The following is a 12,782-nucleotide window of genomic DNA, read 5'->3' as shown; positions in this document are numbered from 1 at the left end:
CGAAAGAGAGCCACATCATCGAAGCGTGGCTCCCGCCCGTCAACCACCTTCCGGTCCTAGAGAGTTGGACTTTTCTGCGCGGCGTGATCGATGTGTTCCAGTGCGAGACGAGCTGCCCCGATTGCGGTGGATTCCTCGCCGAGTGCGGAGATTTGGACCGTCGGCCGGTAGGGGCAGAGCGCGCCGAGCCGGGCCGCAAAGGGCTCGCTGAGCAGGGCGCCCGCACGCGAGATCCCGCCGCCGAGCACCACGGACTGCGGGTCGAGTACGGCGACGTGGCGGGCCAGACTGTCGGCGAGCGCCTCGGCGAAAGCGCGCAGGGTGTACTCGGCCCCGCCGTCGCCCGCCGCCGCGGCGGTCACCACCGCGCGGGCCGCGTTCTCGCGGGTCGGCCTGTCCGCGCCCTGGTGCCCCGCGAACCAGTCGAGAAGCCGCTGGTAGCACCGCTCCCAGCCGTCGCCCGCGACCATCTCCCCCGCCGCTCCACGGTGTCCGCGGTGCAGCTCGCCCCGGAGCCAGAGACCGATGCCGAGCCGGTTGCCGACGTACAGGTACACGCAGTCGTCCGCGCCCACCGACACTCCCCCGGTGCACTCGGCGAGGGTCGCGAGCTGGATGTCGTTGCCCACGACGACGGGACCGTGGGCCGGGTCGGCGAGTTCGCGGGTGAGGTCCAGGCCCGTCCACTGGGGCAGCGAGTCGCTCTCCACCACCCGGCCCGCGGCGTCCACCATGCCGCTGGTGCCGACGCCGGTCGCCAGCGGGCGCACATCCGCCGCGGCGGGCTGGGCCAGGCAGCCCGCGATCGCCCGGCGGACGGCGTCGAGGCGCTGCTCGGCAGGGAGTTCGGGCGTGACGGCGACCCGCTGAGTGGCCACCGTGCGGCCGAGCAGGTCGGCGGCGTGCACGAGGATCTTGTGCGCGCCGATGTCCACGCCGAGTACGTGGGCCGCCTCGGCCCGGAACCGGAATCGGCGGGCGGGCCTGCCCACGCTTCCGCTGCCCGGCGTCAGCTCCACCAGGCGGCCCTCGCGCAAGAGCTGGGCCGTGAGGTCCTGGGCCGTGGGGCGCGAAACGCCGATGAGGCCGGCGAGTTCGGGCACGGTGATCTCGTCCCGCTCGCGCAGCACGCGCAGGGCGGCCGCCGCGTTGAGGCGGCGCAGCAGTGACGGGTCCCCGCTCGTGGCACTCGTGGGCCGATTCAAGGCGTCCCCCTTGACAGCGTGATCGGTTGATCTCCAGGGTGACCCGGAGCGATTGAGAAACTTACCTAATAAATAGCGCCCTTGGGGGAGCACAGATGGGTGAGACTGGTCATCCGGAGCTGGCATGCGGGATCGGCTCCTGGGACAGCGACGTCTACGGTAACCACCGGCTTCTCGTACGTGCCGACACCGCCGACATCCGAGACACCACGGCCCCGGCTGTCGCGGCCGAACTGCCGTGGCGGCGCCAGGATCGGGACCCTGCGGCGGTGGACGTGATCGTGATCGGCCCTTCCGGGGAACGCGTGCGCAACACCGTGGCCGTGGAGGTCACCGACGAGGCGGGGCGCATCGCCTTCGAGCCGGTGGACGGCCCCGGCACCTACGCCGTGCACTACCTCCCGTACGCGCACACGGGCAAGCCCTACTATCCGCAGGCCGCCTACCGGCCCCCGACACAGACGGCGGATCCCGGCTGGGTGCACCGCTGCGGCCTGCACCACGCGGGCGGCTGGGAGAAGCTGCCGCGCGCCGAGGCCTTCGGCTACGAGGCGGCGAGCGCGGTCGACTCCTTCGCGCCGCTCGGCTTCGCGGCGACAGAGGATGAGCGCACACGGCTTCAACACGCCTACGCGGGCGAGCAGTTCCTCTTGTTCGGCGAGGGCCGCGCCCACCCCCTCGGCCGCTATGAACGACTGCCCGCACGCTGGGCGCTGACCACCCCCTTCGCACCGCTGGACGTCACGGCGGACCGCGGGGAGTTCTCCGCGGTGCAGGTCGGGGTGTACGCGCTCCAGGAGCTGACGGACGTACGAGCCGAGGCCCGCGGGCTTCCTTTCTCCGTACGGTGCCTGAGCCTGGGCGGCGTCGACGCGCGCGGGCAGGCCTTCGAGCGGCGCGTCGCCATCGGCGCGGGGCGTGCGGGGGCTCTGTGGTTCGGCGTGGAGGTTCCCGAGGACGCTCAACCCGGCCTGTACGAAGGGGAGATCGCCATCGGCACGCCCGGCACCCCGGAGCGCGTGCTGCCGCTGCGCCTCACCGTCGGCCAGGACGCCGTCGCCGACGGCGGTGCCGGTGAGCCGTGGCGGCTCGCGCGGCTCGGGTGGCTGGACTCGGCGCTCGCGCAGGACGACGATCCTGTGGCGCCGTTCACGCCGGTCGAGGCCGCGGCGGAGGCCGACGGACTGCGCCTGACGATCCTCGGGCGCACGGTCGAGCTCGGCCCGGGCGCACTCCCCCGGCGGCTCGTCTCCACCTTCACGCCGACCGTCACCCGTGTCGACGGGCCGCCCCGCGACCTGCTCGCCGCGCCCGTCACTCTGGACCTCGGCCGCCCCCTTGAACATGGACCGCTCAGCATGGACCGGCCGGGCCCGGCGCGGGTGCGCTGGTCGGCGCGGGCCGCGGGCCAGGACGTACTCCTGCGCACCGAGGGCGAGTTGGAGGCCGACGGCTTCCTCGTGGTGCGCGCCACGGTCGAGGCGACCGCCGACACCCAACTCGACGTGACGCTGGACGTGCCGGTCCGCGAGGAGGTCGCGCGGTACGCCATGGGGCTCGGCCTGACGGGTCGGGCGTGCCCGGCGACGTACGACTGGAGCTGGGACACACCCACCCGCAACCAGGACGCGTTCTGGCTCGGCGACCCGGCGGCGGGGCTCCAGCTCAGCCTGCGTGACGAGCACTACGCGCGGCCGCTCAACACCAACTACTACCGCGAGAAGCCCCTCTGCACACCGCGCTCCTGGGCGGGCGACGGAGCGGGCGGGGTGCGGCTGCGGACGAGCGAGGGGGTGCGCCGCCTCTCCGCGTTCAGCGGGCCGCTCGCGCTGCGTGCGGGCGAGAGCCGGTGCTTCGAGTTCCGGCTGCTCCTGACCCCGTTCAAGCCCATCGAACCGGGGCGGCAGCTCTCCGAGCGCTACTTCCACGCGTACGCGTCACCCGCGGAGATCGCCGAGTACGGCGCGAACGTCGCCAATCTGCACCACGCGACGCCGCCCAACCCGTACATCAACGACCCGCTTCTCGGCGCGGACGCCCTGCACTCCTACACCGATGAGGCGCACCGGCTCGGGATCCAGGTGAAGGTGTACGACACCGTGCGGGAACTGACGCGCCACACACCGGAGTTGCCGATGCTCGCATCCCTGGGCGACGAGATCTTCGCGCCGGGGCCCGGGGGCGGGCACGCGTGGCTGCGGGAGCATCTGGGCGATGACTACGTGCCCGGGTGGGTGGCGCCCGATGTCGGGGACGTCGCGGTCGTCACGTCCGGTGACTCGCGGTGGCACAACTCCTATGTGAGCGGAATCGAGAGGCTGCGGCGGGTGGTCGGGGTGGACGGGCTCTATCTCGACGACGTGGCGTACGACCGGACGACGATGAAGCGGGTCCGCAAGGTCCTGTCCGCTTCCGGTGAGGCGCCGCCACTGGTCGATCTGCACTCCTGCAACCAGTTCCGCGAGCCGGACGGGTTCGCCTCAAGCGCCAATCTGTACGCGGAGCTGCTGCCGTACGTCGATCGGCTCTGGCTGGGAGAGCTCTTCGACTACGACGGTTCTGACGGTGCGGACGGCTCCGCCGGGGGTGATCCCGCGTACTGGCTCGTCGAGATCTCGGGCATTCCCTTCGGTCTGATGGGCGAGATGCTGGAGGGTGGCGGGAATCCCTGGCGCGGGCTCGTCTTCGGGATGACGGCGCGGGCACCCATGACGGATGTACGGCCCTTGTGGCGGGCTTTCGACCAACTCCGACTGCCTGAGGCGGAGATGACGGGGTGGTGGGCCACCGGCTCATCGCCGGTGCGGACCGGGCGGGACGATGTCCTTGCCACCACGTGGGAGGGGCCCGGAGGAACCGTGACGTCCCTTGCCTCCTGGGCCGGGGAGCCGGTGGACGTCGTCCTCGCCACGGCCGCGGGGCCCGTCGCCGCCCACGCTCCCGCGATCGAGGGCTTCCAGCCGGAGCGGAAGTTCGCCGCGGGCGAGGCGCTACGGGTGGAGCCCGGGCGAGGGTGGTTGGTGCGGATCGGGTGAGCTTCGCCCTCGTGGTCAGCTCGTCGGGGCGGCCCGGTCGGTCCGGTCGGTCCGGTCGGTCCGGTCGGTCCGGTCAGCCCGGTCGCTCCCGGGCCGACGGGCCTCGTTCACCTCGCGTTTGAGCGCCCAGGCGTCCGCCACGGGACCGATGTGGCCGAGCTTTTCGGGGTTGAGCACCGAGCGGATCGTCTGGATCTGTCCGTCGAGGATCTCGAGGACCAAGGTGCTGACGACCTTGCCGTCCCGGTCGCGGAAGACCGCGCCCGGCTGGCCGTTGATCCGACGCGGCTCCACCACGACACCGACCTGCACGAACTGCGGGGCGAACGCAGCGAACACGCGGGCCACGTTCGCGGGGCCGACAATGTGCCTGGCGAGCTGCGGGGCCTTGCCGCCGCCGTCGCCGACCATGGCGACGTCGGCCGCGAGGAGTTCTTGCAGCCCCTCGATGTCCCCCTCCCTGAAGGCGTCGAAGAACCGCTCGGCGAGTACCTCCCGCTCCTTGCGGTCGGCCTCGAACCGGGGCCGGCCCGTGTCCATGTGGCGCCGCGCCCGTACGGCGAGCTGGCGGCACGCCGCCTCCGAACGCTCCACCGACGACGCGATCTCCGGGAAGCCGAAACCGAACACCTCCCGCAGCACGAAGACCGCGCGCTCGAGCGGGGTCAGCCGCTCGAGCAGCACCAGTGCCGCCATCGACAGCGAATCGGCCAGCTCCGCCGAACGCGCCGGATCCTCGTAGGGATCGGTGAGGAGCGGCTCGGGGAACCACGGCCCGAGGTACGCCTCCCGGCGGACGCGGGCCGACCGCAGCACGTCGATCGAGACCCGGGTGACCACGGCCGACAGGAAAGACTTGGCCGACCGGGGCTCCACCGGTGAGGCCGCCCAACGCAGCCAGGCTTCCTGGACCGCGTCCTCCGCCTCGCTGACGCTGCCGAGGATCCGGTAGGCGATCGCGAACAGGAGAGGCCGAAGCTCCTCGAACTCCTCGGTCCGGCCGGCCGCAACCGGTTGGTCGTCGGCAGTGTCGACCGCGTCGACACGGTTGGGCACACCCCTCGCTTTTTGCTCCACGGCCAGGACGGTAGCGCTCGCCGCGTCGCCGAGGTGCGCCCAGGGGGGTCTTTCGGGCCGTGCCCCGGCTACTTGCCCATCACCAGGCCGTCCTTCCCCGCGCCCCGGCTCAGGACGACGCGGCGGATCCGGTCCCGGATGTCGGCGACGTCCGCGCCGCGGGCCAGTGCCGCGTTCAGGTTGGTCGCGCGCCCCGTCTCCGTGTTGAACCACTGGGGGATGAACTCGGCCTTCTTGACCTTCCAGCGTCCGCCGGGGGCAGCGGGCGGGGCGAACGTGAAGCGGCCGAGGGTTCCCTGGTTGCCCCGCGGGTCGTTCTCACCTTCGTCATTGATCATCTCGCCAGCGATCTGGTCGCCCATGCCGTAGATGACCCAGGTCTTGTTGACCTTGTCGTACGCCTGAGGGACGTGCGCGTGGGTACCCAGGATCAGGTCGATGTCGGGTCGGCCCCGGGTGCGGGACGCCGTGAGCTGCTTGCCGAGCCTGAGCTGGCGGCGGTCCGGGCTGTCCTGCCACTCCGTGCCCCAGTGGACCGAGACCACGACCACGTCCGCTCCCGCCTTCCGGGCGGCGCGCGCGTCCCTGATGATCCGGTCGCGCTCCATGAGGTTGACCGTCCAGGGCTTGCCCTTGGGCAGCGGATATCCGTTCGTGCCGTACGTGTACGCGAGCTGCGCCACCTTCGCGCCGCCCGCCCGCAGCCAGGCGGGGGATCTGCCCTCGTCGGCCGTGCGGCCCGACCCCGCGTGCTTGACGCCTGCCTTGTCGAGCGCGCCGAGTGTCCGGCGCACCCCCGCGGCGCCGTCGTCGAGCGTGTGGTTGGAGGCGGTGGAGCAGGCGTCGTAGCCGGTGACCTTCAGGGCGTGGGCGATCTGGGGCGGGGACTTGAAGCTGGGGTATCCGGTGTAGTCGCCGTTCGCGCCGTAGACCGTCTCCATGTGACAGATCGCCAGATCGGCTTTGGACACGACGGGTTTGACGCCCTTGAGCATCGGCACGAAGTCGTGGCCGTCGCCTCCCGCGTCGGCGTTGGCCCTGCGGATGATCGAGGAGTGCGGGAGCACGTCCCCGGAGGCGACGAGCGTGAAGGCGCGCGGGGCGCCCTGACCACCGCCGGCCGCCGACGGCGCGGGAGGCGGAACATCCCGGCCGTCCCTCCTGGCGCCGCCCGGAGGCTTTTCGCTCTGTCTCTCCGGATTTCTCTCCCGCGCGGGCTTTTCATTCGCCGTACAGGCGGCGGTCGCGGCGAGAGTGGCTCCGATCATTACCGCTGCCAGAACAACTGTTCCCTGCGGTGTGCGCTGCGTCATCGACCAGTCTCCGTGAATGGGGAATATTCGGCGAAATGAATCCACATTCGGACACAAGGTCGAGTCAAGTAGCAATGCCGTCATAGTCCCTGAAACAGAGTCATATCGTCGGGCCATGTGACACGAAGAACAGAGGGCCCCTCACCTGCGACGAAACCGAGGGCTAGGTCAAGCCTTCGCAAAGCGCCTTGCTCAGAGCCCCCTTGGGGTAATCGGCTGTCCTCATCCGTGTTCCGGATTGGGGTGCCAGAGGCCGGCGACGCGCACGGATCGGAGGAAGGCGAGACGGGATGCTGCACGAGAGCCGGGGAAACACGGAGGGCCCGAGCGGTGGTGAACTGGCCGTGCCGATGGCGTGGCTGTACGCCGAGTACATCGCGGACGAATTACTGCGCACCGGCGATTTGATGCCGCCGGCATCTTTCGAATACCGAGCAGGGCGTGACGCTCTGGCCCTGACTATTTTCCTCTCCGACTTGAAAAACGAACTGTCGGGCATCCGCGTGGTCTCCCAGCTGGAGACCTGGCTGTCCCTGACGGCGTACGACCAGCCGTGGCAGGACTGGGTCGGTGAGCGGATGGCCGTGCTGTGGGCGGACGCGATCACCTCCGGCGAACCGGCGCCCGACCTCGAACTCGCCGACCTGGCGTGGCGGTGGCTGGAGGAGACGGAGCTGCTCGCACCCGATCTGGACTCGGTGCCGGGCGGCGGACCAGGCAGCGAGGACGACGGGCCCAAGGTATGGACGGCGGCATGGCGCCTGGGGCTGCCGCTCGGGCACCTGGCGATCCATCTGTTCTGATACCACGCACGAGTGTTCGCGTCCCGCGCCTTGAGTGATTCGACGGTCCACTGCGTACGGGAGGGCAGCAAGCACCCCCTGCCCAACTCGTCACGCAAGGAACGCCATGAGGTCCCTGGAGCGGCATCGCGACGCCGGCGCCTACGCGCTCGGTGTCCTCGACGCGGCGGACACCTTCCGCTTCGACGATCACCTCATGGACTGCCCCACGTGTCAGGCCCTGGTGGAAGAACTCAGCCCAGCAGCACAGCAGTTGGCCGCCTACGACCGCCTCACCCCGCCCCACGTCGAACCACTGGCCGCGCCGGGCCCCGGCCTCGTCGACCGGCTGCTCACCGAGGCCGGAAGGCTGCGCAGGGCCGGGCGCAGACGGTGGCTGTGCGCGGTCGCGGCGAGCATCGTGCTGGCGCTCGCGGCCCCCGCCACGGCGGTCCTGAGGGCCGGTGGTCCTGGCCCGGAGCAGATCACGGCCCGCGACGGCCGGACCGGCGTCTCGGCGACCCTCACCGCGCGGGGCCGCGACTGGGGCACGGACATCGGGCTCCGTATCCGCGACCCGTACGGCGCCCGTGTCTGCGAGCTCGTCGCTGTCGGCGCCGACGGCTCCGAGCAGACGGTGACGACATGGAAGGCGCCCGCCGCCGACTCCGCGGGCGCGCACTCGGCCGGTCTGTCGACACGAGGCGGCGCGGCCATGCCCCGCGAGGACATCGCCCGCTACGAGGTGCGCTCGACGGACGGCAAGCACCTGCTGACCTTGCGTCGCCACTGAACTCGCTCCCGTAAATGCCTACTTCAGCAACCGCGACATTCTCCGGTCCGCCAAAAGCTTCCCGCCCGTCTGGCACGTGGGGCAGTACTGCAGCGAGGAGTCGCTGAAGGAGACCTCGCGGATGGTGTCGCCGCACACGAAGCACGTTTCGCCGGCGCGGCCGTGGACCCGCAGGCCGCTCTTCTTCTCCGCTTTGAGGCGGCCCGCCGCGACTCCTTGCGAGCGCTCCACCGCCTCGGCCAGCGTGGCCCGCAGCGCCACATACAGCCCATGGACTTCCTCCTTCGTGAGGCTGGACGTGAGCTTGAACGGGGACATACGGGCCGCGTGCAGGATCTCGTCGCTGTACGCGTTCCCGACGCCCGGGATCAGGGTCTGGTCCCTCAACGCGCCCTTGATCTGGCGGCGTTCACCCTCCAGAAGCCCGGCGAAGCGGTCCTCGTCGAAGTCCGGCGTCAAAGGGTCGGGGCCGAGGCGGGCGATGCCCGGGATCTCTGACGGGGCGTCGGTCACGTACACCGCGAGGCGCTTCTGTGTGCCCGCCTCCGTCAGGTCGAAGCCCTCACCCGTCTCCAGGGCGACGCGCAGCGCGAGGGGGCCCTTGCCGGGGCGTGGCGGGCCGTCGGGGAGGCGGTCCTTCCAGTGCAGCCAGCCCGCGCGGGCGAGGTGGGTCACCAGATGCAGGCCGTCCGCGTCGAGGTCGAGGAACTTGCCGTGGCGCGCCACCGCCGTGACGGTGCGGCCTTCGAGGGCGGCGAGCGGTGGGTCGTACGTCTTCAGGACGCTGATCGCCACGGGCAGCACACGGACGATCTCGTGCCCGACGATGTGGTCGGTGAGGAAGGCGCGCAACGCCTCGACCTCGGGAAGTTCCGGCATCCGCTCACTCCTGACCCTGTTCTGACGTCTCCGTGCGCACGCCCGGCCCCTGGCTTTCGTCCTTCCCCCGGCTTTCGTCCTTCCCCCGGCTTTCCCGCGCGGGCACGATGAACTCGCACCACACGCACTTGCCGCTGCCTCGCGACTCGACGCCCCACACGTCCGCCAGCATGTCCACCAGAAGAAGACCCCGCCCCGACACCCCCGAATCCCCCGCCTCCCTGCGCCGCGGCAGTGCGCTCGACGAGTCCTCGACCTCGACGCGCAGGCGCCGGTCGGTGCCGCTGATGCCCCGCAAGGTCACGATCGCCGCGCCGTCCGTGTGCATCAGGGCGTTGGTGATCACCTCGTCCGCCACCAGCTCGATCTCGTCGGCGCGCTCCCCGGCGCCCCAGGCGCGTACCGCCGCGCGGATCATGTGCCGGGCCTCGGCGAGCGCCTCCGGATCCCCGGGGCCGACATGCTGCTGGAGGCGTCCGCCGGACCGGGGCGCGTCGATCATGCGACGGCGCAGGAGCAGCAGCGCCGCGTCGTCATCGCCGCCCCGCTCGTCGACGATCGAGCAGAGCCGGTCGGCGAGCTCCTGGAGGTCACGCGGCCCCGTGCGGGTGAGCTCGCCCAGAGCCCGCATCCCGTCTCCGAGGTCGACGCCCGGCTCCTCGATGAGGCCGTCGGTGAAGAGCAGCAGGGTCTGGCCCTCGTCGAGCTCGAAGGTGGTGACCGGGTAGTCGAGGCTGCCGAACTCGGCCGAGAGGCCCAGCGGGAGACCGCCCTCGACCGGCACCCTGCGGCAGTTCCCGTCGGCCTGCCGCACGAGCGGATCGATGTGTCCTGCCCGCACCAGCTGGACGACCCCCGTCGTCAGGTCGGCCTCCGCGTAGAGGCAGGTGGCGAAGCGATCGGTGTCCAGCTCGTGCAGGAACCCGGAGGCGCGGGCCATGACGGTGGCGGGCGTGTGGCCCTCGGCCGCGTAGGCACGCAGCACGATGCGCAGCTGGCCCATGACGGCCGCCGCGTGCGTGTCATGGCCCTGTACGTCTCCGATGACCGCACCGACACGTCCGCCGGGCAGCGGGATCACGTCGTACCAGTCGCCGCCGATGTCCCTGCCGAGCGCCGCCGAACGGTAGCGGACCGCGATGTCGGCGCCGGGCACGCCGGGGATGGTGCGCGGCAGCATCGCCTGCTGGAGGCCCTGGGCGAGGTCCTTCTCCTGCTCGTAGAACATGGCGCGCTGGAGGCTCTGCGCGATGCCGCTGCTCAGCGCGACCAGGACGTCGCGCTCCTCCTCGGTGAAGCCGGTCTTGTCCTGGTAGAGCAGGCCGAGCACGCCGATCGGCCTGGCCTGCGCGATCAGCGGCAGGTACGCGGCCGATCTGATGCCCAGCTTGTCGATGTGCGGCCACAGGTCCGGGTACGAGGCCGCGAACTCCGCGTCCGTCTCGATGAAGCGCGGCGAGAGCGTGCGCACGGCGTCGCTCATCGGATACCGCTCGTCGATCCGCGTGAACTTGGTGCCGGGCACGAAGCTGCCCACGGGTCCCTCGGCGACAAGGCGGATCCGCCCGGCCTCGACCAGACCCATGACCAGATTCGATGCCCCCAGGTGCGCCAGGCCGTGGGTGTCCTTGAGTACGTCGATGACGTCCCGGACGGTACGGGCGTGTGCGAGGGCCGCCGTGGTGCCCTGCACGATGCTCGTGCGGCGGCGCCGGTCCTCCTCCTCGTCGGCACGCTGATGCCGGGCCGTGCTGTCGCCCAGTTCCTGCGTGGCGTCGCGGACGACGCCCACGATGCGGTACGGACGGCCTGTCCCGTCACGGTGGATGAACCCCTGGGTATGGGTCCAGCGCAGGCCGCCTTCGCGCAGCCGTACGCGGAAGTAGACGCCGTAGGTCTCGCTGCCGTCCTTCAGCGCGTGCGAGACGAGGGCGTCCAGGCGGTGCGACTCGGCCGTGGAGACCCGGACGGCGAGGGTTTCCGGGCGGCCGTCGAACTCGTCGGCCCGCATGTCGAAGACGTCCAGTGCCGAGGCGTCGAAGTGCAGCAGGCGGCTGTCGAGGTCCCAGTCGAAGCAGCCTGTGCGGTTGAACGCCAGGATCGACCGTGGATCCGCTGGCCAGTCGTCCGGCAGTGACGTGGGCGTCATGACACTTCCTGATTCTTCGCCGTCGGGCCCGAGCCCGCACGCCGGGCGCGTCAGTGCAGGTCGTCGGGGACTGCGGCGAACGGGTGACGGGCGAGGGGCGCCCGGCCGGTTTGGGCGCAAGATGGCCCTGTGGAGTGGTTCACCGCAGATCAGTACTGGCTCAGCCGCCTCGTCTTCCAGCGGACGCTCGCCGCGGTCTATCTCGTCGCGTTCCTGGGCGCGGTGCTGCAGTTCCGTGCGCTGATCGGGGAGCGCGGCATGCTGCCGGTGCCGCGTTACGTCGAGCGCGTGCCGTTCCGTAAGGCGCCGAGCCTCTTCCAGCTCCGCTACTCGGACCGCTTCTTCGCCCTCGTCGCGTGGACGGGCTGCGCTTGCGCGCTTGCGCTGCTCGCGGGCGCCGACGGGCTCCTCCCGCTGTGGGGCGGCATGCTGCTCTGGCTCGTGCCGTGGGCCCTGTATCTCTCGATCGTGAACGTCGGACAGAGCTGGTACGGCTTCGGCTGGGAGTCGCTGCTCCTGGAGGTGGGCTTCCTCGCCGTCTTCCTCGGCAACGACGAGACGGCGCCGCCGGTGCTCGTCCTCTTCCTGATGCGCTGGGTCCTGTTCCGCGTCGAATTCGGGGCCGGGCTGATCAAGATGCGCGGCGACGCGTGCTGGCGGAAGCTCACCTGCCTGGACTTCCACCACGAGACACAGCCGATGCCGGGCCCGCTGAGCTGGTTCTTCCACCACCTGCCGAAGCCCGCCCACCGGGTGGAGGTCGCGGCGAACCACTTCACCCAACTCGTCGTGCCCGTCCTCCTGTTCACGCCCCAACCGATCGCGACGGCCGCGGCCTGCCTGATGATCGTCACCCAGCTGTGGCTGGTCCTTTCGGGGAACTTCGCCTGGCTGAACTGGATGACGATCGTGCTCGCCGTGTCCGTCGTGGACTTCGGGGACGCGGGAACGCCGTCCACGTCCCCCGCTCCCCCGCTCTGGTACGAGGCGGTGGTCATCGCGGTGACCGTCCTGCTCCTGGTCCTCAGCTACCGGCCCACGCGCAATCTGTTCTCACGTCGGCAGATCATGAACTACTCCTTCGACCCGCTCCATCTCGTCAACGCGTACGGCGCGTTCGGCAGTGTCAGCCGTGTCCGCCAGGAGGTGGTCATCGAGGGCACGTCGGATACGGCACCCCGTCAGGACTCCGAGTGGCGTGAGTACGAGTTCAAGGGAAAACCGGGTGATGTGCACCGGTGGCCCCGGCAGTTCGCGCCGTACCATCTGCGGCTCGACTGGATGATGTGGTTCGCCGCGCTCTCCCCCGCGTACGCGAGGCCGTGGTTCGGCCCGCTGGTGGAGCGGCTCCTCGACGGCGACCGGGATACCCTGCGGCTGCTGCGCCACGCCCCGTTCCCGCCGGAGGCGCCTCCCGCGTACATCCGCGCCCGCCTGTACCGCTACCGCTACACGACGTGGCGTGAGCTTCGTGAGACGGGCGCCTGCTGGGAGCGGACGTACGTGCGGGAGTTCCTGCCGCCGACGCGGGTCGACGCGCCTCGCTGAC

9 protein-coding genes are annotated in these 12,782 nt (G+C 70.9%); 4 read left to right on the top strand and 5 right to left on the bottom strand.

The genetic code is table 11. The features are described 5' to 3' along the window. Positions 1-56 precede the first annotated feature (56 nt). Entirely contained in the window at positions 57-1,205 is a 1,149-nt protein-coding gene (locus ACFQ7F_RS13830; RefSeq protein WP_383270070.1) for an ROK family protein, read from the bottom strand. 95 nt (positions 1,206-1,300) lie between these two features. On the opposite strand from ACFQ7F_RS13830, the gene ACFQ7F_RS13825 reads away from it, so the two are divergent. After that, on the top strand, positions 1,301-4,240 hold the full coding sequence (locus ACFQ7F_RS13825) for a glycoside hydrolase domain-containing protein (protein ID WP_383270069.1): 2,940 nt from the start codon (positions 1,301-1,303) through the stop codon (positions 4,238-4,240). A gap of 15 nt (positions 4,241-4,255) precedes the next feature. Here the strand turns inward: ACFQ7F_RS13825 and ACFQ7F_RS13820 are convergent, their stop codons facing one another. Next, positions 4,256-5,206 (bottom strand): RNA polymerase sigma-70 factor, encoded by a 951-nt coding sequence (locus ACFQ7F_RS13820; protein WP_383270108.1) that lies wholly within the window; start codon positions 5,204-5,206, stop codon positions 4,256-4,258. Positions 5,207-5,385: 179 nt separating this feature from the next. Continuing rightward, positions 5,386-6,630 (bottom strand): CapA family protein, encoded by a 1,245-nt coding sequence (locus ACFQ7F_RS13815; RefSeq protein ID WP_383270067.1) that lies wholly within the window; start codon positions 6,628-6,630, stop codon positions 5,386-5,388. A 290-nt stretch (positions 6,631-6,920) separates the two neighbouring features. Between ACFQ7F_RS13815 and ACFQ7F_RS13810 the strand changes: the two genes are divergently transcribed. Beyond that, entirely contained in the window at positions 6,921-7,433 is a 513-nt protein-coding gene (locus ACFQ7F_RS13810) for a hypothetical protein (RefSeq protein ID WP_383270065.1), read from the top strand. A 106-nt stretch (positions 7,434-7,539) separates the two neighbouring features. Further along, positions 7,540-8,205 carry a zf-HC2 domain-containing protein gene (locus tag ACFQ7F_RS13805; protein WP_383270064.1) on the top strand — a complete coding sequence of 222 codons (666 nt, stop codon included), beginning with the start codon at positions 7,540-7,542 and terminating at the stop codon, positions 8,203-8,205. Positions 8,206-8,223: 18 nt separating this feature from the next. Here the strand turns inward: ACFQ7F_RS13805 and ACFQ7F_RS13800 are convergent, their stop codons facing one another. Together ACFQ7F_RS13800 and ACFQ7F_RS13795 are read right to left on the bottom strand one after the other, a co-directional pair. After that, positions 8,224-9,084 (bottom strand): Fpg/Nei family DNA glycosylase, encoded by an 861-nt coding sequence (locus ACFQ7F_RS13800; RefSeq protein WP_383270062.1) that lies wholly within the window; start codon positions 9,082-9,084, stop codon positions 8,224-8,226. A 4-nt stretch (positions 9,085-9,088) separates the two neighbouring features. Continuing rightward, complete coding sequence (locus tag ACFQ7F_RS13795) at positions 9,089-11,233, bottom strand: SpoIIE family protein phosphatase (RefSeq protein ID WP_383270061.1); 2,145 nt, start codon at positions 11,231-11,233, stop codon at positions 9,089-9,091. 129 nt (positions 11,234-11,362) lie between these two features. On the opposite strand from ACFQ7F_RS13795, the gene ACFQ7F_RS13790 reads away from it, so the two are divergent. Then, complete coding sequence (locus ACFQ7F_RS13790; RefSeq protein ID WP_383270059.1) at positions 11,363-12,781, top strand: lipase maturation factor family protein; 1,419 nt, start codon at positions 11,363-11,365, stop codon at positions 12,779-12,781. Position 12,782: the final 1 nt, after the last annotated feature.

Origin of the sequence: Streptomyces sp. NPDC056486 (assembly GCF_042795295.1) — a bacterium.
Classification (GTDB): Bacteria; Actinomycetota; Actinomycetes; order Streptomycetales; family Streptomycetaceae; genus Streptomyces.
The sequence above is the reverse complement of the archived record's forward strand: the minus strand, read 5'-3'. Positions and strand labels throughout refer to the sequence as shown.